Here is a 24,423-nt window from a genome sequence, read left to right as displayed (position 1 = left end):
GCCCCGCCGGCCGGCGTCCCCGTCCGGCGTGGGCCCTGTCCCTCCCCACCTGAGCACCCCGGGCCGGTGGCGCTCAACTGTGCATGCAAAGGCGTGTTCACCGACGGACACAGAGAAACGCGCAGGTCACGGCGCCGACGGACCCCGTGACCTGCGGGTGCGGCGGGGCGCGCGGAGCTCGGCGGCCGGGGGCGGTCCCGACGACGCGCTCGCGCCGCGCCCTGCGTCAGCGGTGCCGCCCCGCCGGGCCCGCAGCGGCCTCCGCCGTGAGGTGCTGGAGGTGCTGGAGGAGCACGACCGAGTCGTCGATGCTGACCGGGCGGCCCTGCGGGTCCGTGGTCCGCCGGGGGCGGGTCTCGGCGACGCGGACCGTCCACTGCGCCGGGTCGAGGTCCAGGTCCTCGACCTCCTCGGCAGGCGTGCGGAACCGCGGCTCGTGCCCCGGGGGCAGGTCGGCCCAGGCGGGAACGGAGGCGTGGCCGGTGATGAGCAGGTGCCCGCCCGGCGCGACGTGGCGTGCGGCGGCGCGCAGGATCTCGGTGCGGGGCAGTTCGACCGGCGAGTGCAGGAAGCTGGCCGTGACCAGGTCGTACCGGTCGCCCTCGTCCAGGGTCGAGAGGTCGGCGGCGACGAAGGAGATCCGGTCGGCGGGGATCCCCGCCGACCGGGCGGCCTCGGTGGCCCGCCGGATCGCGGTGCCGGAGATGTCGATGCCGGTGGCCGCCCACCCGTGCCCGGCGAGCCAGATCGCGTCCGCGCCTTCGCCGCACCCCAGGTCCAGGGCCCGGCCCGGCACCAGGTCCGCGGCGATCTCGGCGAGGACCTGGTTGACGCGCCCCGACCACATCCGCTCGGCGGCCGTGTAGCGGCGCTCCCAGTACTCGCTCGGGTCCGACTCCGCCGCGTCGTCGGGGGCGAGGGCGTGGCCGTGGACGGCCGCGTGGTCGGGGGCGACGGCGCGGCCGGGGGCGGCGGCGTGGTCGAAGTCCTCGGCGACCAGGGCCACGTTCACGGCTCCGCCCGTGAGGGCGCCCGCGCCGATGGACATGGGCACCGTCAGGCCGGCGCTGGTGACGTTGCCGACCGCCCAGATGCGGTCGTCGCTGGTCCTGCCGGTCCCGTCCACGGCCAGGAACCGGCCCATGGGGGTGTCCGTGGTGGCGAGGCCGAGGTGGTCGAGGAACGCGGTGTGCGGCCGCGGGGTGCCCGCCGTGAAGAGGGCGTCGACCGGGGTCAGTGCGCCGTCGGCGGTGCGCACCGCGTCGATGGCCTCGGAGGCGCCGAGGATCTCGACGACCGGGGAGGCCACGAGGTCGATGCCCCGGGAGCGGAGCCGGGACTCGGCGGCCGGGTCCAGGGACCCGAGCCCCGCCGTGAACACGGTCACCGTGTCGCTCCACTGCCGGACGAGCTGGGCCTGGTGCAGGCCCAGCGGGGAGGTCGTGAGCACGCCGAGCCGCCGATCGGCGACCTCCCAGCCGTGGCAGTAGGGACAGTGCAGCACGGTGCGGCCCCACCGCTCCGCCAGCCCCGGGATGCCGGGCAGCTCGTCGGTCATCCCGGTCGCCACGACCACCATCCGTGCCTGCACCGTCCTCCCGCCGTGCAGCGTCACCTCGACCCCGGCCCCGGTCGGGTCCACCCGCTCCACCGTCCCGGGGGCGATCTGCACCCCGTAGGCGGAGACCTCCGCCCGCCCGCGCTCGAGCAGCTCGGCCGGCGGCACGCCCTCCTGGCCGAGCACCCCGTGCATGTGCCCCGCGAACCGGTTGCGGGGACTCCCCGCGTCGACCACCAGCGTGCGCCGGCGCGCCCGCCCCAGGAGCAGGGCGGCGCTCAGCCCCGCTGCACCGCCACCGATCACCACGACGTCCCACTTCATGTTGTCCATGGATCGAGTCTGCGCAACGAACTCCATTCGTGGCAAACATCCTTGCGGAATTGGCAAACAGCGGGGGGTGGGGGCACGGGATCAGCCCTGGGCGGGCGCGGTGTCCGTCGGCGGCCCCGCCGGGACCTGGCCGCCGGGGCCACCCATGCCGGTGGCCTCCTGCTGGGTCACGGACCCGGCGTAGTCGCCGGCGGGATCGCGGTAGATGGTGTGGATGTGGCCCCACCCGCTCGTGGTGACACCGGTGACGTCGGCGCCGGCCGAGCCCTGCTGATTGGAGAACTCGATGTAGACGTCCGGGCCGGAGATCTGGAAGGAGACGCCGTCGCCGGTGCTCATGTCGTAGGCGGTGGCCCCGGACCAGTTCACGTAGGTCTCGTCCAGGGACGCCTTGATCGTGGCCAGCGCCTCGGCGGTGGTCTCCTCGTCGGCCAGTCCCACCCACTGGGCGATGACGTCGAGCAGCAGCTGCCGCTGCTCCTCGGTGAGCTCCGACCCGGGGATCCCGGTGCCGGTCGGGTAGTCGCAGGTGTCCCCGGGGGCGCAGACCAGGTTGGACACGTCCTCGCCCTGGTACAGCACCGCCTGCTGCTCCTGGGTGAGGCTGTCGTAGAAGGCGAAGGCGCTCTCGTACATTCCGGCCAGCGGCTGCACCTCGGTGCCCTGCCCGTCGGTGTAGACCGCCGGCTGGGACCCGAGGTGGGTGGGGGCGAAGGTGACCGTGTTCGCGGCCCCGTTCAGGGTGGCGTTGATCCCGAGGTGGTGTCCGCCGAACTGCACCTCCCAGGCGCTGGTGCCGGAGGGGTCGCCGAAGAAGGCGATGTAGTACTGGCCCAGCGACTCCTCGGTGCTGGTGGAGTTCTCGGCCAGGAACTGGTCCCCGCCCATGATGTCGGTGACGGTCTGGTACCCCTCGTCGCTGAGCAGGCTTTCGAGGACCTCCAGGGCGGCGGCCTGCTGCTCCTCGGTCAGGTCCGTGAGGTTCAGCCCGGCCCGGTCGACGAAGGTGACCGGGAAGTTCGACCAGGAGGTGGTTTTGGTGTCGTCGTCGTAGGCGTAGAGCACCGCTGCGCGCTGCTCGGCCGACAGGGTCGCCAGGAAGTCCTCGGCCGCGGCCGCCGTGGCCGTGATGGTCTGCGCGGTCGTGCCCGCGGCCGAGGTGGACGACGTGGTCTCCGTGGTCGTCGCGGAGGTGGCGGTGGCCGTGGTGGTGGCGTCGGTGGCCGCAGGGGCGCAGGCGGTGATCGACAGGACGCCGATCAGGCTCAGCGCGGCAGCGGCCGTGCGGACGCGGTGGGTGGCGGTGGTCATGGTTCTCCTCGTGGTGCCGCAGGGGGTCGTCGCAGTCCATTGGACGCAACGGTCCTGTGCCGCTCACACGCCGCACCTGTGCCGGGGCTGTCGGGCACGACGCTCCGCCGGCAGGCGTCCTGGACGGCCGGAGCCCACCGCGCGCCGCATCCGGCGCGCGGTGGGCTCAGGCGATGTCGGAGTCGATGCCGCGCCCGCCCGGGGGCCTCACCCCATGCGCCGGCAGGCGGGCTCGCTCGTGTAGGTGAGGACCACCTCGTCGTCCTCGGGGCGTTCCCGGAAGGAACGGTGGACGACGGTGGCTCGCACCGCGGTGATGACCGCCTCATCGTCCTCGGGGCGTTCCCGTTCGGAACCCCACCGGCTGGCGGCGCGCCTGAGGGCCTCCCCCGGTGCGGCGCCGGACCGGACCCGGCCCGCGGATCGGGGGCGCGACGCCGCAACGGTGCCGTCGACCTCCTGCGGGGCCGGCGGCGCGGGCGGGGTGGGTGCGGAGTGGATGCTGGCTGTTGTGGTCATGGTGCTTCCCTACGTCGTTGTAGTGATGTGCTCGGTCGGTGTGCGCCCCCGCGGGCGCACGGAGTCCGGCGGAGTGATCGATCGCTCGGATCTCCGGCTCGGTCGCCGGCTCCCGCGTCGCGGCGGCCCCGGCGGAGCCGGGCGTGCCGCCGGATGCCGCGAACGCCGAAAGGGACGGGCGGCACGCTGGTGGGGTCTCCGCGCTCGCCCGCAGGTGGAGCCGACCTTAGTGAACCGGAGCACGGGCCGGAAACATTGGGTCGAATATGTCGGGGCCGCTCGAGGAGGGGCCGGGGCCCGGCAGGTGCGCGCCCGTCGCCCCCGGTCCCGGGACGCCGCGGGCCACCGGGGCGTCCACGGCCACCTCCGGGCCCGGGGTCACGGCTCAGGAGGCCAGGAGCACCCCGGCCAGGGCCGTGCCGGCCACGACGACCGTGGAGAGGGCGCCCAGGACCACCGGCCGGGCGCCGACGTCCAGCAGTGCCCGGACCCGCACGCCGAGACCGAGGGCGAACATCGCCGTGGCGAGGACCATGCCCTCGAGGGTCCTCGCCCCCTCCAGCACCGGGGCGGGCACCAGCCCCGTCGAGGCCAGCAGCAGCATCGCCACGAAGCCCACGACGAACAGCGGCACCGGCGGTGGAAGAGTGCCGGTGCGCCCGTCCGTGACGCCGGCGGCACGACGCGTCTGCCAGGCCAGCACGGTCATGACCGGAGCGAGCATCAGCACGCGCGCCAGTTTGGCGACCACGGCGACCGTCAGGGCCCCGGAGCCCAGGGTGCCGCCGATGGCCACGACCTGCGCCACCTCGTGGGTGGCGGCGCCCGCCCACAGTCCCGCCTGGTGCTCGGTCAGGCCGAGCCATCCGGACGCCGCGGGCACCAGGGGAATCATGAGGGTGCCGAACAGGACCACCAGACCCACCGCCAGGGCCACGTCCTCCTCCTCCGCGTCGGTCACCCCGTCGACGGCGGCCACCGCGGCGGCCCCGCAGATGGAGAAGCCGCAGGCGATGAGCAGCCGCTGGGCCGGCGGCACCCCCAGCCGCGCACCGGCCCAGACCGTGACCAGCAGGCCGGCCCCCACGGTCGCCACCACGGTGAGCACCATGGGCAGCCCCAGGGCGACGATGTCCTGCAGGCCCAGCTGCAGACCCAGCAGCACGATCCCGATCCGCAGCACCCCCCGAGCGGCCAGGGCGATCCCCGGCGCGAGTCCCGCCGGCACGGGGAGGGCGTTCGCCACCACGGCGCCCAGCACGATCGCCACCGTCAGCGCGCCCACCGCCGGCACCACGGACGCCGCCAGCGTGGCCACGGCCATGCCCGCGGTGCAGAACGCCAGGCCGGGGAGCCAGACCAGCCGCGGCCGCCTCCCGGCCGCGGCTACGGGCAACACCCCGGACTCCAATGATGCGGAACTCATGGGTTTCATCGTGCCCGGGGCCCGGTGCGCCCACCAGCCGTCGGATCAGCCTGGGGGTATATCGTCACTGATATGGATTGGCCGGATCTGCGCGCCCTGGAGCTGCTCGTCGCCGTGGGCGAGCTGGAGAGCTTGAGCGCGGCCGCCCGCCGCACCGGCACCGCCCAGCCCAACGCCAGCCGGACGGTGGCGCGCCTGGAGCGGCGATGGGGGGTGCGGCTGCTGGAGCGCTCTCCCCGGGGAGCGGCGCTCACGCCCGAGGGGCGGCAGCTGGCGGCCTCGGCGGAGCGGGTGCTGGCCCGCTGCCGCCGGCTGCAGGAGGAGGTGGAGCGGGTGCGGGGCACGGCGGCCGGCCACGTCACCGCGGCCGCCTCGATCACGGTGGCCGAATACCTGGCCCCGGCCTGGTTGGCACAGTTCCGGCTGTCCCACCCCGAGGTCGACGTGCGGCTGCAGGTGTGCAACTCGGCAGAGGTGCTGCGGCGGATGACCGCCGGGGAGGCCGACGTCGGTTTCGTGGAGACCCCGCGGCTGCCCCACGGCCTGGGCGGAGCCGCCGTGGCCGTGGACCGGCTGCTGCTCGTGGTCACTCCCGACCACCGGTGGGCGGGCCGCTCCGACGGGATCGACGCCGCCGAGCTGGCCGCCGAACCGCTGGTGGTCCGCGAGGCCGGTTCCGGCACGCGCTCCACCCTGGACCAGGCACTGGCCGGGCACCCGCCGGTGCCCCCGGCCATGGAACTCAGCAGCAACGCCGCGGTGCTGGGCGCCGCCCGCGCCGGGGCGGGCCCGGCGGTGCTCAGCGAGCTGGTCGTGCGCGCCGAGGTCGATGCCGGGCGGCTGTTCACCGTCCCCGTGCGGGGATGCCGGCTCGAGCGCACGCTGCAGGCGGTGTGGCGGCCGCCCCTGACGCCGGGTCCGGTGACGGACCTGGTCACCATCGCCGTGTCCGGCTCCGTCTGACGGCCCACCGGCTCCGGATCGCGGCGGTGGCGGCGGTACGGGGGGGGCTGCCGGCCCCGGCCCGTGGCCACTCACGACGAGGACCCCGCGGCGGGCCGGATCAGCGCCGGTAGGTCTGGATGACCTGGGAGTCGTCCCTCCGCTCCCACCCGGCATCCTCGGCGGCCCGGTACTTCGCCTGGGCGGCGGTGATCATCGGGGCGTCGAAGCCGATGTCGTCGGCGATGTCCTTCACCAGGGTCGAGTCCTTCACGAAGATCCCGATGGTGCTCGTGACCTCGGCGTCGAGGCCGCGCAGCATGCGCGGGCCGCGGTCGGAGAGCATCCATGATCCGCCGGCGCCCCCGGCGACCGCGGGCAGCACCCTCTCCGGGTCCAGGCCGAGCTCTTCCGCGAGGGCGAGGGCTTCGGCGGCGGCCACGATGTGCACCGAGCACAGCAGCTGGTTGACCACCTTGTAGGACTGGCCCTGGCCGATCTCCGGGCCGCAGTCGACGACCGTGCCCAGGGTCTCGAGGACCGGTCGGACGCGGTCGACCACGGCGGGGTCGCCGGCGGCGAACAGGCTCAGCTGTCCGGTGACCGCCCGGGCGACCCCTCCGGTGACGGGGACGTCGAGCACGCGCACCGCCGGCGGGGCGGCCTCGGCGACCTCCCGCACCGCGGCGGGACCGACGGTGCTCATCACCACCAGGACGCTGTCGGCGGGCATGCGTCGGAGCACTCCCGTGTCGCCCAGCACGGCGGCCCGCAGCTGCTCGGGTGTGGCCACCATGCACACGACGACGTCCGCGGCCGCCGCCGATGCCGGGGTCTGCTCGGCCCGCACTCCCCGTGCGGCCGCCCTGGCCCGCTGCCCGGCGAAGGGGTCCACGCCGGTGACGTCGAACCCGGCGCCCTGGAGCTGCTCGGCCATCGGCAGACCGATGGCCCCGATGCCGATGAAGGTGATCCGGTGCGGTGGAACGGTCGGCATGGGAGCCTCCTGGGAGTGCGGGGGACGGGACGGGTTCAGACGAAGAGGTCGAGCAGCAGGCAGACGGCCAGCCCGATCACGGCGAACGTGGACTGGGCGAGCGTGTAGATCTTGAAGGTGCCCTTGGTCGTGAAGCCGAGCATCTGCTTGAAGATCCAGAAGGTGTTGTCGGTGACGTGCGCGCCGAACGCGGCACCGGTGCCGGCGGCCAGCAGGATCAGGATGGGTGCGGCCTCGATGGAGCCCATGATCGGGGCGAGCAGCGTGGCCGCGGTGATCGCGGCCACCGAGGCCGAGCCCTGCGCGATGCGCAGGACCGCGGCCACGGTCCAGGTGAGCAGCACCGGGATCGCGGCGTTGGCCTGGAACAGGGCGGCCATCATGTCGCCGACGCCGACCTCGGTGATGACCTGGCCGAGGGAGCCGGCCACGCCGGTGAACAGCAGGATCGAGCCGGAGGTCTGGGCGCCCCGGGTGAGCAGGTCGTCGATGCCGTCACGGGTCACGGCGGGGACCGCCAGGACGATGCCGATGAGCAGGCCGATGAGCAGGGCGACCACGGGGCTGCCGAGGAAGCCGAGGACGGGCAGCTCCTGCCCCAGGATCCCGGTGAGGGTGTTCAGGAGAATGAGGAGGATCGGCACGATCACGGGGAGCATGGCCACGACCAGCGGCATCTGCCGGGTCGGGGCGGTCACGGTCACGGTGCCCGCCGAGGTGGCGGCGACCTCGGTGGTGCCGACGGTGGTGGGGCCGGTCTCCCGCCGGTTCTCGAGGCGGGCCCGCTCCTCCTCGATCGACTCCCCGAAGATCGAGTCGTCGAAGCCCTGGTCCTGGTCCGTGGCCGGGTTGAAGATCTTTCGCATCAGCAGGTCGTGCACGAAGATGCTGGAGACGATGAAGAAGATGCCCAGCGGGATGCCCCACAGGAGCATGGTGCCGATGTCGACCCCGAGCGGGCCGGCGACGGCGATCGCCGCGACACCGGGGACCACGATCAGCAGTCCGACCTCGAGGCCGATCGCCAGTGACCCGGCCAGGGTCGCGAGGCTCTTGCCGGTCCGCTTGGCGATGGCACCGGCGATCGGCGCCAGGATCACCAGGGCGACGTCGAAGTAGATCGACGGGAAGATGATGCCCGAGGTCAGGCCCAGCACGTACGGGGACCGCTGGGGTCCGACGAGCTTGAGCAGCCCGTCGACGACGCGCTGCATGGTCCCGGTCGCCGTCAGCGTGGTGCCGATCATGACGCCGAAGCCGATGATCAGCCCCACCTCCGCCATCAACGCCCCGAAGCCGGTGTTGACCGCCGCCACCGAGGCCTCGAACCCCAGCCCGGCGGTGACGCCCAGGTACAGCGCGCCGACGACGAGCGCGACGACGGGATTGATCTTCGCCCAGACGATCATCAGGACGATGCCGATGACCGCGACGGCGAGGTGGATCAGGACGAGCGTGTCCATGTCTTCTCCTCTGCGGATGACGCCGGGCGGGCCGGCAGCCGGATGGTGGTCGGGCAGGGCGGTCGAACGGTCCCGCCCCAGGTGATCGGACCCCGGACGGGCCGCGTCGATCGGGGCTCGAGCGGCACCCGCGACGGGCACCGCTGCCCGGTCCGCACGGTCGCCCGTGCGGGGGCCGGGTCCACCGGAACAGCCTGCGTGGCAGCTCTGCCGCTTCTTCCCGCCGGGTCGTCCCTGCTCCCGATTTTGGTTGACTGTTAACAGTCAACTGGTGGTGTTGTGCAGTGTGGCACAGGACACATGGGGGGCGCAATGGTGGATTTCGCGTCAGGGCCCCGATCGAGGCGTCGGGGCCGAGGCGCTCCTGGGCCTCGGGGAAGCCGGTCCACCGGCGGGCCCCGCGAACTGCCGGGCCCGGCCGACGCGCCGAGGACGCGCAGCACCGGTCGTCACCGGAGGCGGCGTGGCGGAACACAGGCGGCCCGAGCCCGGCCGACCGCCGGGCGGTGCGCACGGTCGTCCCCGCACGGCCGTCGATGCGCCCCGGTCAGCCCGGGGCCCGCCGTGGCGTCATCGGCGTCATCGCCCCGTGGGCGGGCACCCCCGGTCGGGGCAGCGCCGCACCCCGGGAGAGGTCGGCGGGGGCGGCGTCCCGCGGGCGGCAGCTCCGCGTCCGGGCGGTCAGGAGACGAGGTTGGCGGCGGCCTCGTCCATGTGGGAGAGCATGTAGTCGGCGGCCTCCGAGGCGTCCCCGGCCGCGATGACGTCGACGATGGCAGTGTGCCGGTCCACGCGCATGTTGCCCACGGCCCGCTCCATGCCGGCCCACATGAACGACATCCGGATGGATCCTTCGAGGGCCTTCCAGGAGTGCAGCAGCATGGCATTGCCCGTCAGCCGGCACAGCGTGCGGTGGAAGTGCAGATCCGCCTCGATCCGCTCCTCGAGCGTGTGGTCGACGGCCTCGTCCATGGCCCGCACCGCCTCGCGCAGCGTGCCCACGGCCGCGTCCCGGTGCTCCGCCCGGCTGAGCGTCCGCACGGCCAGGGACTCCAGGGCCGCCCGGACCGCGAAGATGTCGACGATCTCCTTGGCGTCCAGGCTGCGCACGGACAGCCGGCCACGAGCCCCCGCGGCGATGAGCCCCTCCTGCTGCAGCTGGCGCATCGCCTCGCGCAGGGTGCCCCGGCTGATCTGCAGGCGCTCGGACAGTTCCGTCTCCACCAGGTGGGTGCCCGGAGGCAGCTCCCCGGTGGTGATCGCCCGGCGCAGTGCCGTCAGGGCCTGTTCGCGCAGGTTCACCTTGGCCAGTCCGGCCAGGGCCGCGGTCTGAGAGGTCATCGTGGTCGTCCTTCGGAGACTGGGAGGTGGAACCGGTCGGCACCGCCGACCGTGGAGGCCCGCTTCGTCGATCATACGGTGCCGGTTAACCGTCGACCGAGGGAAACGGACGGACGCCCTTTCTCGGCGCGTACGTCATCTTTGTTGACTGTCAACAGTTGAACGACGTACTGTGATGCCTACCACAGCACCTGCCGGCGGACACCGTTCCGGGCGGAACGGGACTCCTGCTCCACGACCGGCAGATCCGACCACCACCACACGAGGGGAAACCCATGCAGCCAGAGACTGAGGTCGCTCCGGTCGAGCCCGAGCGCCTGCAACGGATCAAGGAGGCGGCCTTCCGCATCCGCACCAACGCCCTGATCCAGGCGGAGGTCCAGGGCCAGGGCTACATCGGCCAGGCACTGGACATCGCCGACGTGCTGGCGGTGCTCTACACCGACCAGCTGAACCTGCGCCCGGAAGACCCGGAGTGGGAGGGCCGCGACCGGTGCCTGCTCTCGATCGGCCACTACGCCATCGCCCTCTACGCCGCCCTGGCGGAGGCGAAGTTCCTGCCCCTGGAGGAGCTGGAGACCTACGCGACCGACGACTCCCGGCTGCCGATGTCGGCCATGGCCTCCTACACCCCCGGGGTGGAGATCTCCGGAGGATCACTGGGGCACGGCCTGGTCATCGCCAACGGTGTGGCCCTGGGGCTCAAGCGCAAGAACAACGACGCCTTCGTCTACAACATCCTCTCGGACGGGGAGCTCAACGAGGGCTCCACCTGGGAGGCCGCCGCCGTGGCCGCCCACCACGAGCTGGACAACCTGATCGCGATCGTGGACTTCAACGACCAGCAGGCCGACGGCAAGAGCCAGTCCATGCTGGGCATGGAGCCGATCGAGGGCAAGTTCGAGTCCTTCGGCTGGATCACCCGCCGGGTCGACGGCAACGACGTGGCCGCCGTCCTGACCGCGCTGGAGGAGCTGCGCGGCATCGAGGCCGGCCGGCCGCGGTGCCTGATCGCCAACACCAAGCTCGGCAAGGGCGTGGACTTCCTGGAGAGCCGCGAGAAGCTGCACTTCATGACCGTCGCCGCCGACGAGTGGACCAAGGCCCATGACCGGCTGAAGGAGTCGTCCCAGGCATGAACACCACCCCGAACACCACCCCGACCACCCTGCAGAAGAAACGGCTGACCTCGGACGCGATGAGCGCGTCCCTGGCCCGGGAGGGACAGCGGAGCACCGCGGCCCCGCTGGGCCACGCCCTGGTGGAGCTGGCCGAGCGCGACGAGAGGGTCGTGGGCCTGTCGGCCGATCTGGCCAAGTACACCGACCTGCACATCCTGCGCGACGCGATGCCCGACCGGTTCTACCAGGTCGGCATGGCCGAGCAGGCCCTGCTCGGGGCCGCGGCGGGGCTGGCGATGGAGGGCTTCGTGCCCTTCGCCTCCACCTACTCCGTCTTCGCGACCCGCCGGGCCTACGACTTCCTGTGCCTGGACATCGCCGAGGCGAACCTCAACGTGAACATGGTCTGCGCCCTCCCCGGGCTGACCACCGGGTACGGGCCCTCGCACCAGGCCACCGAGGACGTCGCGATCCTGCGCGGAATGCCCAACCTCACCATCGTGGACCCCTGCGACGCGGTGGACATCGAGCAGGCCGTGGGGCAGCTGGCCGCCCACGACGGGCCGACCTACATGCGCATCCTGCGCGGGAAGGTGCCGCGGGTGCTCGACGAGTACGACTACACCTTCGAGCTCGGCAAGGCCAAGCTGCTGCGCGACGGGGCCGAGGTGCTGCTGATCTCCACGGGCCTGATGACCGAGCGGGCCCTGGAGGCCGCCAAGGTCCTGGAGGCCGACAAGGTCGACGTCGCCGTGCTGCACGTGCCCACCCTCAAGCCCCTGGACGAGGCGACCGTCCTGGCCGAGCTCGCCAAGGACCGCCTGGTGCTGACCTGCGAGAACCACACCGTCATCGGCGGTCTCTTCGACGCGGTGGCCCACACCGCCGTCCGCGACGGCGTGCTGCGCCAGATCACCCCGATCGGCCTGCCGGACGAGTTCCTCGACGCCGGGGCCCTGCCCACCCTCAACGACCGCTACGGGGTCTCCACCACCAGGATCGCCGAGAAGGTCAGATCCCTGCTGCACCCGCGGCGCACCGAGGCCGTGGGCTGACCCGGGCGCGCCACCGGGCACCGCAGCGAGGGCCGGACGGAGAGAGTCTCCGTCCGGCCCTCGCTGCTGCAGGTCGTGGGGACGGTCAGCGCGGCATCCTCCACACGGTGTGCTCGGAGGCCTGGACCATCGTCCGGTCGCACAGGGGCTCGTCGAGGACCCACAGCACGCCCAGCCGGGGGCAGACCGCGTCGACCTCCCCGCGGCAACGAACCGTGTCCCACTGCCGGATCTCGACGACGTCGCCGGCACGCAGCTCGGACATGTGATGGACCCGCACACCCGCTGCAGATGGGCGGGCGTGCGCGGCGGAGCGGAACCGGGCGGAGCGAGGCATGGTGGTCTCCTGGGATGCGATGCGGCCGCCTCCCCGCGGGTGCGGGGAGGCGGCGGTCACGGGCGGGACGGGACGCTCAGTGCATGTGGCTCCCGCCGTTGATGTCCAGCGTCACCCCGGTCAGGTAGGAGGAGTCCTCGGCGGCGAGGAAGGTGATCGCCGCGGCGACCTCCTCGGTGGTGGCCGTGCGCCCCACCGGGATGCCCGCCGCGATGGCGGCCTCCTGCTCGTCCGTGCTGCCCACCCGGATGTTGGTGTCGACCGCGCCGGGGGTCACGGCGTTGACCGTCACCCCGGTCGGGCCCAGCTCGCGGGCCAGCGCCTTGGTGAACCCCAGGACGGCGGCCTTGGCCGCGGAGTAGGGCACCTTCCCGAAGACCCCACCGCCGCGCTGTGCGGAGACCGACGACATGTTGACGACCCGGCCCCACCCCTGCTCGATCATCCCGGGCAGGAAGGCCTTGGTGACGAGGTAGGTCCCGGTGGCGTTGACGTCCATGACCCGGTGCCACAGCTCGAGGGTGGTGTCCAGGAAGTCCACCGGGGAGGTGATCCCGGCGATGTTCACGACGGCACCGACCGGCGGGAGAGCGCCGGCGGCCACCTCGGCGGCCACGGCGTCGTGGGCGGCGGTCACGGAGGCCTCGTCCGCGACGTCGACCGCGTGGCCGAAGGCGGGCACGCCGCAGTCCCGTCCGATCTCCTGGGCGGCCCGGGCGGACCTCTCGCCGTCGAGGTCGAGGATCACCACCGCCCAGCCGTCGCGGGCGAAGCGGCGGGCGGTGGTGGCTCCGATGCCCTTCTCGGAGGTCGCCCCGGTGATGACGGCGGTGCGCTGGGTGGTCGACATGATGCTCCTCGGGATGAGAGTGGAGGGGGCCGGCAACGGGGTGGTGTCGTACTCGGCGGGGCCGTGTCCGCAGCCGGTGGATCGATGTGCTGCACATCACGCTACGTCGGTTTACTGTCAACAGTCAACATATAGTCGCGGTGTCGTCCCGGTACCTTGTCGATGACGCCGCAGCTCGGCGGCGCCTGGAATGCTGAGGAGATGACCTCACCACAGCTGCCCTCTGCCCCGGTGTCCTCGTCGGCCCGTGGAACGACCGTTGCGGCCGGCCCGGACGCCACCGGGCACGTCCTCGTGCTACCCGGCGGCGGCTACGCCGGGCACGCGGAGAACGAGGCGGAGCCCGTCGCCGCGTGGCTCCGTCGGCTCGGCCTGTCAGCGAGCGTGCTCCGCTACCCGGTGCGCACCGCCCACCCCGCCCCGCTGGACGCCGTCCGGGCCGAGATCCGCGCCCTCAGGTCCAGCGGCGTGGAGCGGATCGCTCTGCTGGGATCCTCCGCGGGCGGACACCTGGCCGGCCACGCCGCACTGACCGCGCCGCCGGGCGCCCCCGAGCGGGTCGACGCGGCGATCCTGTGCTATCCGGTGGTCTCCATGGAACTCGACACCCACCAGGGCAGCCGGCGAGAGCTCCTCGGCGCCGACCCCAGCGCCGCGGCGCGGACCGCGACGTCGCTGGACCGCCTGGTGACGGCGGATGCTCCCCCGTTCTTCATCTGGCACACCGCCGACGACGCCTCGGTGCCGGTGCAGCACTCCTATCTGCTGGCCCAGGCGCTGGCACGCGCCGGCACACCCCACGCCCTGCACGTCTTCCCCGAGGGGCCGCACGGTCTCGGGCTCGCCACGGGCAGCGGAGAGCCCGAGGCCTGGCCGGAGCTGTGCGCCTCCTGGCTGGCCGCGCTGGGGTGGCGGGCAGGCCGACGCGGGCGGTGAAGGCCCCCGGGGGTCGTCGGCGCCGATGCCGGTGTCCTCCCCGGAGGACCGGGCAGGTCCGGTGCCCTACGTGCGATGCAGGGCCTCGGCCTCGCGGCGGGCCAGCACGCTGTGCTTGCGGGAGTAGACGAAGTAGACGACGAACCCGATGCCCATCCACACGAGGAACCGGATCCAGGTGGCTCCGGTGAGGTTCAGCATTAGGTAGATACAGGTCAGGACCGCCAGGATCGGCACGATGGGCACGAACGGCACCCGGAACGACCGGGGCAGGTCGGGCCGGGTGCGGCGCAGCACGATGACGCCCACGGACACGACGACGAAGGCGGCCAGGGTGCCGATGTTGACCAGTTCCGCCAGGGTGGTCAGGGGGACGAACGCGGCGATCACGGCGATGACGACGCCGGCGATGACCGTGGTCCGGCGCGGGGTCCGGAAACGGGGGTGCACCCGGGCCGGGGACGCGGGCAGGAGACCGTCGCGGGCCAACGCGAAAACTCACCCGGGTCTGGCCGAGGAAGAGGATCATGGCCACGACGATCAGCCCGATGCACGCCCCGACGGCCATGATCCCGCCCACCCACGGTGCGCCCACAGCGGTGAAGGCGGTCGGCTCCAGCCCGAGGAGGGTCTGGGCGGGCGGGATGGAAGGGCTCCAGTTCGCCACGTTGACGAAGCCGATGCCCACCACTCCGGGGCTCCGAGGTTCTTCTCGAGCTTGTGCTCGGGTTCTTCGGTGCCTTGGACGGACTGCTCGATGGACTTGGCCCGGAAGACGCTCATGGGAACCCCTGACGCAAGGACCGCACGGCCCGTTGGGAGCGGAGCCCACTCCTCACGCCGTGCTCCGTGTCCTGTGCGGAGCACATGTCGCCCGCGCCCGCCGCGCGGAGGGCGTCGCGCCCGGAGCAGGGACGTCCGCTCGTCGAGGGACCCGGCAAAGATGTGTCGCGACCGTGCTCGCGCCGGGCGGGGCCAGTACGCTCGGGAATCATCGCCTTCGCCAACGGCTGCCGAAGGCTCTCCCGCCCCGCACAGGGCCATGACAGGCGAGGTCTTCCATGCACGCGAACAATGCCCAGAACACGAGGAGCCCCCGGTCCGTCCTGCGCCGGATGCCCGTGGACCTCGTCGAGGAGGAGAGCAAGCACGGCGTGCTCAACAAGAGCCTGGGACTGTGGCAGCTCACGGCGATCGGCGTGGGCGGCATCATCGGGGTCGGCATCTTCTCCCTGGCCGGGCTCGTGGCGCACGGTGACCCGGACAACCCCGGGGTCGGCCCCGCGGTGCTGATCTCGTTCCTGATCGCCGGCCTGGCCTCCGCGGCCGCGGCCCTGTCCTACGCCGAGTTCGCCGGGATGATCCCCCGGGCCGGATCGGCCTACACCTACGGGTTCGTGGCCCTCGGGGAGATCATCGGCTGGTTCATCGGCTGGGACCTGCTGCTGGAGTACATCGCCATCGTCGCCGTGGTGGCGATCGGCATCTCCGGCTACGTGGGCGCGTTCCTGTCCGGGTTCGGCCTCGAGCTGCCGGCCTGGATGACCTCCACGCCGGACCAGGGCGAGGGCGGGATCATCAACCTCCCGGCCATCCTGATCTGCCTGCTCGTGACCTTCATCCTCAGCCGCGGCACCAAGACCTTCGGCCGTTTCGAACTCATCGCGGTGGGCATCAAGATCCTGCTGATCCTGTTCATCGTCGGGCTGGGCATCTTCTACATCAACACCGGCAACTACAACCCGTTCATGCCCACCGGGCTGGGTCCCGTGCTCACCGGCGCCGCCACGGTCTTCTTCGCCGTGTTCGGCTACGACGCGATGAGCACCGCCGCCGAGGAGGCCGAGGACGGCAAGAAGCACATGCCCAAGGCCATCATCCTGTCGCTGGTCATCGCGATGCTGCTCTACGTCGCGGCGACCCTCGTCCTCACCGGGATGCAGAACTACCGCGACATCGACCCCGAGGCCGGGTTCGCCTCCGCCTTCAACGGCGTGGGCCTGCCGGTGATCGCCTCCATCATCTCCGTGTTCGCCGTGCTGTCGATCCTCACCGTGATGCTCACCTTCCTGCTCGGGGTCACCCGCGTGTGGTTCTCCATGAGCCGCGACGGACTGCTGCCGGGCTGGTTCGCGCACACCGACCACAACGGCACCCCGCAGCGGGTGACCTGGATCGCCGGGATCGCGTCGGCGGTGCTCGCCGGGATCTTCCCGATCCGCGCGGTCGCCGACCTGACCAACATCGGCATCCTCTCGGCCTTCGTCGTGGTGTGCGTGTCGGTGATCCTGTTCCGCTACACCCGCCCCGAGACCCCGCGCACCTTCCGTCTGCCGTGGATGCCCGTGGTGCCGGCCTTCGGCGTCCTCGCCTCGCTCTTCCTGATGCTGCAGCTGCACTGGGAGACATGGCTGCGCTTCGGGGTGTGGCTGCTCATCGGCCTGGTCATCTACTTCTTCTACGGCCGCCGGCACTCCGTCCTGAACCCGGACAGCCCCAACTACCGCCACGACCTCGCCGTGCGCGACTGACCGCACCGCAGTTCGTCGCGAGCGCCCCGGGCCAGGAGCCCGGGGCGCTCGCCGTTGCCCGGGCCCTCGGGGGCACGGCCGGGATCCCATGGGCGTAAAGGAACCGTCAAGAGCCGGCACGCAGGGGTGGTCGCGGGCGTACCGTCGCATCCGATCGAGCGGTTGAGGATGCGCGTGAAGGACGAGGACATGACGACTTTGAGCCGGCCCCCCGAGGAGCTGTGGGTGCCCAGACCACCGACGTCGGTGCGGTTGCGACGGTGGTTGCTGCACGACGTGCCGGAACCGGGCGGGCTGCGCCACGGGCCCTACGGGAGGTCCCGCCACCACGAGAAGCGGCATCTCTGGTGGCAGGTGATGTGCCTGACCGGGGTGGACTACTTCTCCACCCTGGGCTACCAGCCGGCCATCGCGGCGCTGGCGGTCGGCGTGCTGTCCCCGCTGGCCACCCTGGTCCTGGTGCTGGTGACCCTGCTGGGCGCGCTGCCGGTCTATCGCCGGGTGGCCGCCGAGAGCCCGCACGGGTCCGGGTCGATCGCGATGCTGGAACGCCTGCTGCCGCACTGGCGCGGGAAGCTCTTCGTGCTGGGGCTGCTGGGGTTCGCCGTCACCGACTTCATGATCACGATGACGCTCTCGGCCGCCGACGCCACCGCGCACCTGGTCGAGAACCCCCTGTTCCCGCAGGAGTGGCAGGGCGAGGAGGTGGGCATCACCCTGGTGCTGCTGGCCGGCCTGGCCGCGGTCTTCCTGCGCGGCTTCCGGGAGGCCATCGGCGTGGCGGTGCTCGTGGTGTCCGTCTACCTGGCGCTCAACGCCGTGCTGATCGTCGTGTGCCTGGCCGAGGCCCTGACCCACCCCGTGTGGGTGGGCAACTGGTGGGAGGCCCTGACCACCTCCCACGGCAACCCCGTCCTCGCGGTGGCGGCGGCGCTGCTGGTCTTCCCCAAGCTGGCCCTGGGCCTGTCGGGCTTCGAGACCGGGGTGGCGGTCATGCCGCAGGTGCGCGGCGGGGAGTTCGAGACCGAGGAGAACCCGGCAGGGCGGATCCGGGGCACCCGCCGGCTGCTGACCACCGCGGCGGTGATCATGAGCACCTTCCTGCTGACCTCGAGCTTCGCCACGGTGGTGCTGATCCCCGGCCACGAGTTCCGGCCCGGCGGTGAGGCCAACGGGCGCGCGCTGGCCTACCTGGCCCACGGGCAGCTGGGCATGGTCTTCGGCTCGGTCTACGACCTCAGCACGATCGCGATCCTGTGGTTCGCGGGGGCCTCGGCCCTGGCGGGGCTGCTGAACCTGGTCCCGCGCTACCTGCCCCGCTACGGGATGGCCCCGCAGTGGGCCAGGGCCCGCCGGCCGCTGGTGCTGGTGTTCGCCCTGATCGCGTTCGCCGTCACCGTGGCCTTCGACGCGGACGTCGACGCCCAGGGCGGGGCCTACGCCACCGGGGTGCTGGTGCTGATGACCTCGGCGGCCGTCGCGGTGACCCTGTCCGCCCGGGCGCGCAAACAGCGGTGGGCCGCCCTGGGGTTCGGGGTCATCGCCGTGGTCTTCGTCTACACCACCGCGGCGAACGTCGTGGAACGGCCCGAGGGCATCCGCATCGCCTCGCTGTTCATCCTGGGGATCGTGGTGGTGTCCTTCCTCTCCCGGGCCCGGCGCTCCTTCGAGCTGCACGCCACCCGGGTCCGTCTCGACGCGGCGGCCCTGGAGTTCGTGGCCGCCGAGGACGGCCGGCCCATCGAGATCATCGCCCACGAGCCCCACCGCCTGGACGGGACGGCCTACGCCAAGAAGCTCACCGCGGCCCGGGCGGTCAACCACCTGCCGGCGGAGGAGGACGTCGTGTTCCTGGAGGTCGTGGTCGACGACTCCTCGGAGTTCGAGACCGCGCTCGACGTCCGCGGCATCACCCGCCACGGCTACCGGGTGCTCGAGGTCCACGGCCCGGCGGTGCCGAACACCATCGCCTCGGTGCTGCTGCACCTGCGCGACGTCACCGGGCAGATGCCCCACATCTACTTCCGGTGGACCGAGGGCCACCCGGTGACCAATCTGCTGCGCTTCCTCGTGCTCGGGGAGGGAGAGATCGCCCCGGTCACCCGGGAGGTGCTGCGCCAGGCCGAACCCGTGGTGGCCCGCCGGCCCTGGGTGCACGTCGGCTGAGGCCCGGCCGTCAGGGATCGAAGCGGTGGCCCAGCCCGGGCTCGGTGATCAGGTGCCGGGGCCGGGCCGGGTCCGCCTCCAGCTTCCGGCGCAGCTGACCCAGGTACACCCGCAGGTACTGGGTCTCCTTCACCCGGGCCGGCCCCCAGACCTGCTCCAGCAGCTGCCGGTGCGGCACCAGCCGGCCCGGGGTCCGGACCAGCTCCTCCAGGATCTTCCACTCGGTCGGCGTCAGCCGCACCTCCTCCCCGTCGCGCACCGCACGGCGGGCCGGGAAGTCCAGGGTGAAGCTGTCGGTGTCCACCCGCCCGGCCTCCGGCGCGGACCGGCCCCGCCGGATCACGGCCCGCAGGCGGGCCAGCAGCTCCTCCAGCCCGAACGGCTTGGTGACGTAGTCGTCGGCCCCGGCGTCCAGGGCGGCGACCTTCTGCCCGGAGGCGTGCCGGGCGGAGAGCACCAGGATCGGCGTCCCCGCCGCCGCACGCACCCGCCGGATGAACATCTGGCCGTCCATGTCCGGGAGCCCCAGGTCCAGCACCACCGCGTCCACCGGCGCCTCCGCGAGGGAGGCCAGGCCGCTGCTGCCCGTGGGGGCCGTGACCACGGTGTACCCGTGGGCCTCCAGCGCGAGCTGGAGCGCTCGCCGCAGGGGGCGTTCGTCCTCCACCACCAGCACCGTCGTCACCGCCCCGCCTCCCCGGCCGGTCCGGTCGGCTGGAGGGCGGCCGCCGGCAGGCGCAGCACCATCGTCAGGCCCCCGCCGGGGGTCCGCTCCGCGTGCAGCGTCCCGCCCATCGCCTCGGCCAGCCCGCGGGCCACGGCCAGCCCGAGGCCCACCCCGGGGAGCCCGCCGGTGTCGTCGAAGCGCTGGAACGGGACGAAGAGCTCCTCCAGGTCCTCCGGCACCGGCCGGGAGCCGGTGTCGACCACCCGTAGCTCTCCCCTCGACGCCCCGTCCACCTCGACCGGGCCCCCGGCCACCAGGGTGATCCTCGAGCCCGGGGCGTGCCGGGCGGCGTTCTCGGCGAGGTTGGCGAGCACCCGCTCCAGCAGGCCCGCGTCCGCGACCACCGCCGGAGCGGCGGCGGCCACCTGCACCTCCACCGCATCCGCCGGCACCGAGCGCAGGGCGCCCGGCAGCACGTCCCGCCACCGGAGCGGCCCCAGCACGGCGCCCACCGCCTGCCCGGTGATCCGGGACATGTCCAGCAGGTTCTCCACCATCACCTCCAGCTGCTCCGCGTAGTCCTGCGTGGTCTCCAGCAGCTCCCGCTGCTGCGCCGGACCGAACCGCGCCCGCGGTGACAGGAGGCTGCTCACCGCCAGCCTGATCCCGGCCAACGGGGTGCGCAGGTCGTGGCTGACCGCCTGCAGGATCGAGGTGCGCATCTTGTTGTCCTGGGCCAGCACCTGGTTCTCGCGCCTGCTCACGACCAGCTGCTGGCGGTCGCGCACCGCGATGATCTGCGCCGTGAACGCCTGCAGCAGCTCCCGCTCTCCGGCGGAGAGCTCCCGGCCGCGCAGCACCAGCAGCGTCCGCTCGTCCACGGCCTCCCCCTGGCCGGCCTCCGGGGAGACCGGGGGCCGGCCCGCTGCGCCCCACAGCTCCCAGCGGGGCCCGTCGCCGGAGCCGCTCCGCACGGACCCGGACCGGACGAACAGCGCGACCCCCTCCAGAGCGAACACCTCTCGGGCCTGCTCCAGCAGGCTCAGCACCGGGTCCTCGGCCGCCACCACGACCATGGCCAGCCGGTTGAGCACCGCGGCCTCCGCCCCGGCCCGCCGCGCCTGCGCCAGGCGCCGCGCCGACGCGTCCACCACCACCGCCACGGCCCCCGAGACCACCACGAAGCACACCAGGGACACGACCGTCGCGGCGTCGTGGATGAACAGGGAACCCCTCGGGTCCACCATGAAGTAGTTCAGCACCAGGCTGCTCCACAGCGCCGCCAGCAGGCCCGGACCGATCCCGCCCACCAGCGCCACCGCCACCGCCCCGGTGAGCTGCACCAGCGAGGCCGTGGCCAGGTTCGCCTCCCACACCGCCATCAGCAGACCCTGCACCACCGCCGGCAGCACCACGGCGAGCACCGACCCGGCGGCCACCCTGCGCCGGCCCAAGCCCCTCGGCCGGATCGCCGCTAGAGCGGGACTGCGGTGCGCGCGCTTCGACATGCCACCGTCATACCACTCCCCGCGCACCGGCCGGACCACGCACTCCGGCGAGCGGCCACGCCTCGCGGGCCGGCCTCCGGGGGCGGACCGTGCTCAGAGGGCCGTGCGGCCGGTGGAGGGGTCCTCGCCTCTGCGCATCAGCGGCAGGCCCTCGATCCGGTGGGCCACGGCCCCCAGGGCGGTGCTGACCGAGCGCAGGACCGGTGCGCCGCGTCCGGGCCCGCGCAGGACGGCTGCGTCCACGAGGTCCCGCACCCGGTCGAGCACCGACAGCGGCAGGGCCGCGATCACGTTGCCGGGCGGGCGCCGGGCCACGACGGGGTGGGCGCGGGTGGGGGCGGTGCGGCGGAGCACCTCCCAGGCCAGGCCCAGCCCGATCAGCCGTCCCGGGCCCAGCAGCCGCTGCAGCCGGGGCAGCAGCACGTCCTCCTCGTCGCGCACGTCCTCGCGGAGCACCTCGACCAGCCGGGCCAGCACGGCCTGCCGCTGCGGGTCACCCGCGTCGAGGGTCTCCAGGGCGGTGACCAGCTCGTTGACCTCCTGGTGCTCCTGCTCCACCTGCAGGGTCAGCTCGTGCCCGTCGGGCAGGACCCGGCGCATCACGGGCCACAGCACGGACTCCTCGGCGAAGGCGTGCGGGAACACCAGGCGGTAGATCCGCAGCAGCACCTGCCCCTGGCCGGTGGCCTCGGCCTCCTCGAGCTGCCGCAGCAGCCGGTCGAGCTCGATGTGGTCCTTCTGCTGCCGGGTCAGCACGCTCAGCCGCCCGCCGAGCTCGGCGACGGTCTGGTCGGCGATGGATCGCGTCATGACAACCCTTTCAGGACGTGCCCGGGCGGGGAACGGCAGGGGCCTCGGGGCGGGCCGTGGCGCGGGCACCGCCGAGGCCTTCCCGCCGTGGTGGTGGGCCCTCACGGACGGCCCCTGCACGACATGGTAGGCCCGCTGCGTCGGATGTCGACTCCCGGCAGGGGCTCCGGCGGGGGCACCGGAAGCCGGTCCTCGCCCCCTCGGTGCCGGGCTCGATCCGGACGCACCGTGTCGGGGCCGCGAGCAGCCCCGCTCCCGGCGGAGGGGAGGCGCCCCCTGGATGCGACCGGGCGAACACCGTGGCCCGTGCCGTCCCCTGTTGCGGGGACACGCAGGGCGCATCCCGCCCTTCCGGGCCGAGCAGGCCGTATGGTTCTCAGGTCATGAACGATGCCCACCGTGGTGCCTTCAGCACCGCCGACGCCGGGGAGGCCGCCGAGACCCTGAGCCGGCTCATCGGCCGCGCCCAGGTCCACGCACCCGCCGACGACCGCTTCCAGCTCACCCTGTCCTGGGCCGCGGCCGGTCCGGTGATGGCCAGGCGGGCCCAGGTGGGACGGGGCTCGACGGTGCGGATGGCCGTGGAGTCCCCGCAGACGATCAACATCGCCCAGGTGGGCGCAGGGGCCATGACGGTGCGCACCGGAGGCGAGCAGCACCGCCTCGGCCCCGCACCGCGCCTGATGCCCCGGGGACGGTTCAGCTCCAGCATGGAGGCCACCGACCTGACCATCGTGGCCCTGGACCACGCCTGGGTGCAGGACCACGCGGGTGAGCTGCTGCAGCAGGAGGACTTCCGGCTCCGGCTCACCGGCGTCGGCCCCCACCACCAGGCCGCCGCCGACCACTGGACCCGCACCGTGGACCACCTGCGCGCGGTCCTGAACGATCCCGAGGCGGTCACGGTGCCCCTGATCCGCGCCGAGGCCCAGCGGCGGGTGGCCGCCGCCCTGCTCGGCTGCTTCCCCAGCACCTTCACCGACCAGGCCCTGCCCGAGGAGGCCGCCACGCGCCTGCCCGGTCCCGTCCGGCGGGCAGTGGCCTACATCGACGAGCACCTGGGGGAGCCCGTCGACCTGACCCACCTCGCCGCGGCCGCCCGCCTGCCGGCCCATCAGCTGGTCCTCGCCTTCCGCCGGCACCTGGGCACCACCCCGGGGGGCTATCTGCGCACGGCCCGGCTGGACGTGGCCCACCGGGAGCTCCGGGCGGCCGACCCCACCCGTGGGGACACCGTGGGGGCGATCGCCCACCGGTGCGGCTTCCCCCACCTGGCCCGGTTCACCACGGAGTACCGCACCCGGTACGGCTGCACCCCGACGGAGACCCTGCACTCCTGAGCGGCTTCCCGGTCCGCCGCCGACCACAGGCCGGCGGGCCCGCACCGGGACACACGGAGCGCCGGTCGACACGCCGCACCGGACCCGGCCGCAGGACGACCACGCCGCCGGCGGACTGCCGGGGCGCTCATCGCCCCAGGGTGGTTCTGGGAGGCACCCCGTAGGCGGCCCGGTAGTCGGCGGCGAAGCGCCCCGGGTGGGTGAAGCCCCACCGGGCGGCGACCGCCGCCACGGTCACCCCTGCGGCGGGGTCGGACTCCGCCAGCTCGGCGTGCGCGGCGGCCAGCCGCAGGCTCCGCAGATGGCCCATGGGGGTGGTCTCCAGGTGCCGGGCGAAGGCGGCCTGCAGTCCGCGCGGGCTCATTCTGGCCGCCGCCGCCACATCGGCCAGGGTCAGCGGGTCCGACAAGTGCTCCTCCATGTGCGCGATCGCCCGGCGCACCCCACCCGGCACCCGGTCGGAGTCCGACGGCTGGGCCGGTTGGTCCAGGAAGGTGCTGGGAAAGGTGTGCAGCACCGCGGTCGCCGCCGACCGGAACGCCTCCTGCCGCAGCAGGGGGTGGGACATGGCGTCGCTGTCGAGCTGGTCGCGGCCCAGGGCGGTGATGAGCCGGGCCAGGTACTGGGCCATCGACGCGCTCACCGGTGCTCCGCCGTGGAAGTGCAGCTCGAAGTCCTCCCGGCCCAGCAGTCCGGCCGCGTGGTCCTGGACGGCGCTGAAGTCCAGGGACAGGCTCAGCAGCCCCAGCTCGTCCCAGCGGCAGGCGTAGGGACGCACCGGGAACAGGAACGGCCCCCGCCCCGGGCGGGTGCGGGTCTGGTCGGTGAACCCCAGCGCCCCATCGTAGACCTGCCCCACCCGCACGATGCCGGTGGCGTCGACCAGCGCCCCGGTCGGGGCGCCCTGCAGCCGGGCCTGCTCCAGGTGCAGCCCCTCGACCCCGCGCACCGCCTGGGCCATCCGGAAGGGTGTGGTCCGGTCGACCTCGATCCGCCGGATCGCGTACACCCGCTCGAGGACCTCGATGCCGGCCTCCGGGTCCTGGGTCGTGAACGACAGGCGCCGGGGACCGGATGCCCCCAGGGGCGAGTTCGTCGGGATTGCGGTGGGCATGGGCCCGAGACCTCCCACAGGTCAGATCACGCACCGGCCGGCCGTCTGCTCGACCGTTGCGCTCAGGATATGGACCGCCCGCCCCGTCGGCAATCCGC

Annotated in this window: 21 protein-coding genes; 7 read left to right on the top strand and 14 right to left on the bottom strand. The window is 73.2% G+C overall.

The window, feature by feature from the left end:
- Nucleotides 1-226: 226 nt before the first annotated feature.
- The 4 genes from ACWCOM_RS09825 to ACWCOM_RS09810 form a co-directional block, all read right to left on the bottom strand.
- On the bottom strand, nt 227-1,891 hold the full coding sequence (locus tag ACWCOM_RS09825) for an FAD-dependent oxidoreductase (protein WP_454548563.1): 1,665 nt from the start codon (nt 1,889-1,891) through the stop codon (nt 227-229).
- An 81-nt stretch (nt 1,892-1,972) separates the two neighbouring features.
- On the bottom strand, nt 1,973-3,202 hold the full coding sequence (locus ACWCOM_RS09820) for a DUF3500 domain-containing protein (RefSeq protein WP_454548562.1): 1,230 nt from the start codon (nt 3,200-3,202) through the stop codon (nt 1,973-1,975).
- A 207-nt stretch (nt 3,203-3,409) separates the two neighbouring features.
- Nucleotides 3,410-3,721: a hypothetical protein gene (locus ACWCOM_RS09815; protein WP_454548561.1), complete on the bottom strand. Its 312-nt coding sequence runs from the start codon at nt 3,719-3,721 to the stop codon at nt 3,410-3,412.
- Nucleotides 3,722-4,106: 385 nt separating this feature from the next.
- A complete protein-coding gene (locus ACWCOM_RS09810) occupies nt 4,107-5,147 on the bottom strand; it encodes a YeiH family protein (protein WP_454548560.1) in 1,041 nt (346 codons plus the stop codon).
- A gap of 72 nt (nt 5,148-5,219) precedes the next feature.
- On the opposite strand from ACWCOM_RS09810, the gene ACWCOM_RS09805 reads away from it, so the two are divergent.
- On the top strand, nt 5,220-6,110 hold the full coding sequence (locus ACWCOM_RS09805) for a LysR family transcriptional regulator (protein WP_454548559.1): 891 nt from the start codon (nt 5,220-5,222) through the stop codon (nt 6,108-6,110).
- A gap of 100 nt (nt 6,111-6,210) precedes the next feature.
- On the opposite strand, the gene ACWCOM_RS09800 is transcribed toward ACWCOM_RS09805, so the two are convergent.
- From ACWCOM_RS09800 to ACWCOM_RS09790, 3 genes are all read right to left on the bottom strand, one after another.
- The gene (locus tag ACWCOM_RS09800) at nt 6,211-7,086 is read right to left on the bottom strand and encodes an NAD(P)-dependent oxidoreductase (RefSeq protein WP_454548558.1); all 876 of its coding nucleotides are present in this window, start codon (nt 7,084-7,086) and stop codon (nt 6,211-6,213) included.
- A 35-nt stretch (nt 7,087-7,121) separates the two neighbouring features.
- A complete protein-coding gene (locus tag ACWCOM_RS09795) occupies nt 7,122-8,549 on the bottom strand; it encodes a GntP family permease (RefSeq protein WP_454548557.1) in 1,428 nt (475 codons plus the stop codon).
- A 681-nt stretch (nt 8,550-9,230) separates the two neighbouring features.
- Nucleotides 9,231-9,890 (bottom strand): GntR family transcriptional regulator, encoded by a 660-nt coding sequence (locus ACWCOM_RS09790; RefSeq protein WP_454548556.1) that lies wholly within the window; start codon nt 9,888-9,890, stop codon nt 9,231-9,233.
- Between the two features lie 275 nt (nt 9,891-10,165).
- Here ACWCOM_RS09790 and ACWCOM_RS09785 point away from each other — a divergent pair, with 275 nt between their 5' ends.
- Together ACWCOM_RS09785 and ACWCOM_RS09780 are read left to right on the top strand one after the other, a co-directional pair.
- Complete coding sequence (locus tag ACWCOM_RS09785) at nt 10,166-11,029, top strand: transketolase (protein ID WP_454548555.1); 864 nt, start codon at nt 10,166-10,168, stop codon at nt 11,027-11,029.
- A complete protein-coding gene (locus tag ACWCOM_RS09780) occupies nt 11,026-12,066 on the top strand; it encodes a transketolase family protein (RefSeq protein WP_454548554.1) in 1,041 nt (346 codons plus the stop codon). The genes ACWCOM_RS09785 and ACWCOM_RS09780 overlap by 4 nt, the downstream gene beginning before the upstream one ends.
- A gap of 85 nt (nt 12,067-12,151) precedes the next feature.
- Here ACWCOM_RS09780 and ACWCOM_RS09775 read toward each other — a convergent pair whose 3' ends face one another.
- On the bottom strand, nt 12,152-12,331 hold the full coding sequence (locus ACWCOM_RS09775; protein WP_454548553.1) for a hypothetical protein: 180 nt from the start codon (nt 12,329-12,331) through the stop codon (nt 12,152-12,154).
- 148 nt (nt 12,332-12,479) lie between these two features.
- Complete coding sequence (locus tag ACWCOM_RS09770) at nt 12,480-13,253, bottom strand: SDR family NAD(P)-dependent oxidoreductase (RefSeq protein ID WP_454548552.1); 774 nt, start codon at nt 13,251-13,253, stop codon at nt 12,480-12,482.
- Between the two features lie 201 nt (nt 13,254-13,454).
- On the opposite strand from ACWCOM_RS09770, the gene ACWCOM_RS09765 reads away from it, so the two are divergent.
- Nucleotides 13,455-14,189, top strand: a complete 735-nt coding sequence (locus ACWCOM_RS09765) for an alpha/beta hydrolase (protein WP_454548551.1) — start codon at nt 13,455-13,457, stop codon at nt 14,187-14,189.
- Nucleotides 14,190-14,255: 66 nt separating this feature from the next.
- Here ACWCOM_RS09765 and ACWCOM_RS09760 read toward each other — a convergent pair whose 3' ends face one another.
- A complete protein-coding gene (locus ACWCOM_RS09760; protein WP_454548550.1) occupies nt 14,256-14,678 on the bottom strand; it encodes an amino acid permease in 423 nt (140 codons plus the stop codon).
- Between the two features lie 572 nt (nt 14,679-15,250).
- Between ACWCOM_RS09760 and ACWCOM_RS09755 the strand changes: the two genes are divergently transcribed.
- The gene (locus ACWCOM_RS09755; protein ID WP_454548549.1) at nt 15,251-16,720 is read left to right on the top strand and encodes an amino acid permease; all 1,470 of its coding nucleotides are present in this window, start codon (nt 15,251-15,253) and stop codon (nt 16,718-16,720) included.
- 189 nt (nt 16,721-16,909) lie between these two features.
- On the top strand, nt 16,910-18,886 hold the full coding sequence (locus tag ACWCOM_RS09750; RefSeq protein ID WP_454548548.1) for an amino acid transporter: 1,977 nt from the start codon (nt 16,910-16,912) through the stop codon (nt 18,884-18,886).
- A gap of 10 nt (nt 18,887-18,896) precedes the next feature.
- On the opposite strand, the gene ACWCOM_RS09745 is transcribed toward ACWCOM_RS09750, so the two are convergent.
- From ACWCOM_RS09745 to ACWCOM_RS09735, 3 genes are all read right to left on the bottom strand, one after another.
- Nucleotides 18,897-19,571 carry a response regulator gene (locus ACWCOM_RS09745; RefSeq protein ID WP_454548547.1) on the bottom strand — a complete coding sequence of 225 codons (675 nt, stop codon included), beginning with the start codon at nt 19,569-19,571 and terminating at the stop codon, nt 18,897-18,899.
- The gene (locus tag ACWCOM_RS09740) at nt 19,568-21,007 is read right to left on the bottom strand and encodes a sensor histidine kinase (RefSeq protein WP_454548546.1); all 1,440 of its coding nucleotides are present in this window, start codon (nt 21,005-21,007) and stop codon (nt 19,568-19,570) included. The genes ACWCOM_RS09745 and ACWCOM_RS09740 overlap by 4 nt, the downstream gene beginning before the upstream one ends.
- 147 nt (nt 21,008-21,154) lie before the next feature.
- Nucleotides 21,155-21,871 (bottom strand): hemerythrin domain-containing protein, encoded by a 717-nt coding sequence (locus ACWCOM_RS09735; protein ID WP_454548545.1) that lies wholly within the window; start codon nt 21,869-21,871, stop codon nt 21,155-21,157.
- 383 nt (nt 21,872-22,254) lie between these two features.
- Between ACWCOM_RS09735 and ACWCOM_RS09730 the strand changes: the two genes are divergently transcribed.
- Complete coding sequence (locus ACWCOM_RS09730) at nt 22,255-23,211, top strand: helix-turn-helix transcriptional regulator (RefSeq protein ID WP_454548544.1); 957 nt, start codon at nt 22,255-22,257, stop codon at nt 23,209-23,211.
- Nucleotides 23,212-23,338: 127 nt separating this feature from the next.
- On the opposite strand, the gene ACWCOM_RS09725 is transcribed toward ACWCOM_RS09730, so the two are convergent.
- A complete protein-coding gene (locus ACWCOM_RS09725) occupies nt 23,339-24,325 on the bottom strand; it encodes a helix-turn-helix domain-containing protein (RefSeq protein WP_454548543.1) in 987 nt (328 codons plus the stop codon).
- Nucleotides 24,326-24,423: the final 98 nt, after the last annotated feature.

This window comes from Kocuria sp. KH4, assembly GCF_053711175.1.
This window is presented reverse-complemented; position numbering and strand designations above follow the sequence as displayed.

Excerpts from the sequence above, each read along its gene's own strand:
- ACWCOM_RS09770 (WP_454548552.1), bottom strand. The coding sequence starts at position 13,253 with ATGTCGACCACCCAGCGCACCGCCGTCATCACCGGGGCGACCTCCGAG.
- ACWCOM_RS09750 (WP_454548548.1), top strand. The coding sequence starts at position 16,910 with ATGACGACTTTGAGCCGGCCCCCCGAGGAGCTGTGGGTGCCCAGACCA.
- ACWCOM_RS09795 (WP_454548557.1), bottom strand. The coding sequence starts at position 8,549 with ATGGACACGCTCGTCCTGATCCACCTCGCCGTCGCGGTCATCGGCATC.
- ACWCOM_RS09820 (WP_454548562.1), bottom strand. The coding sequence starts at position 3,202 with ATGACCACCGCCACCCACCGCGTCCGCACGGCCGCTGCCGCGCTGAGC.
- ACWCOM_RS09765 (WP_454548551.1), top strand. The coding sequence starts at position 13,455 with ATGACCTCACCACAGCTGCCCTCTGCCCCGGTGTCCTCGTCGGCCCGT.
- ACWCOM_RS09810 (WP_454548560.1), bottom strand. The coding sequence starts at position 5,147 with ATGAGTTCCGCATCATTGGAGTCCGGGGTGTTGCCCGTAGCCGCGGCC.
- ACWCOM_RS09815 (WP_454548561.1), bottom strand. The coding sequence starts at position 3,721 with ATGACCACAACAGCCAGCATCCACTCCGCACCCACCCCGCCCGCGCCG.
- ACWCOM_RS09755 (WP_454548549.1), top strand. The coding sequence starts at position 15,251 with ATGCACGCGAACAATGCCCAGAACACGAGGAGCCCCCGGTCCGTCCTG.
- ACWCOM_RS09805 (WP_454548559.1), top strand. The coding sequence starts at position 5,220 with ATGGATTGGCCGGATCTGCGCGCCCTGGAGCTGCTCGTCGCCGTGGGC.
- ACWCOM_RS09780 (WP_454548554.1), top strand. The coding sequence starts at position 11,026 with ATGAACACCACCCCGAACACCACCCCGACCACCCTGCAGAAGAAACGG.
- ACWCOM_RS09730 (WP_454548544.1), top strand. The coding sequence starts at position 22,255 with ATGAACGATGCCCACCGTGGTGCCTTCAGCACCGCCGACGCCGGGGAG.
- ACWCOM_RS09800 (WP_454548558.1), bottom strand. The coding sequence starts at position 7,086 with ATGCCGACCGTTCCACCGCACCGGATCACCTTCATCGGCATCGGGGCC.
- ACWCOM_RS09725 (WP_454548543.1), bottom strand. The coding sequence starts at position 24,325 with ATGCCCACCGCAATCCCGACGAACTCGCCCCTGGGGGCATCCGGTCCC.
- ACWCOM_RS09775 (WP_454548553.1), bottom strand. The coding sequence starts at position 12,331 with ATGTCCGAGCTGCGTGCCGGCGACGTCGTCGAGATCCGGCAGTGGGAC.
- ACWCOM_RS09790 (WP_454548556.1), bottom strand. The coding sequence starts at position 9,890 with ATGACCTCTCAGACCGCGGCCCTGGCCGGACTGGCCAAGGTGAACCTG.
- ACWCOM_RS09735 (WP_454548545.1), bottom strand. The coding sequence starts at position 21,871 with ATGACGCGATCCATCGCCGACCAGACCGTCGCCGAGCTCGGCGGGCGG.
- ACWCOM_RS09825 (WP_454548563.1), bottom strand. The coding sequence starts at position 1,891 with ATGGACAACATGAAGTGGGACGTCGTGGTGATCGGTGGCGGTGCAGCG.
- ACWCOM_RS09785 (WP_454548555.1), top strand. The coding sequence starts at position 10,166 with ATGCAGCCAGAGACTGAGGTCGCTCCGGTCGAGCCCGAGCGCCTGCAA.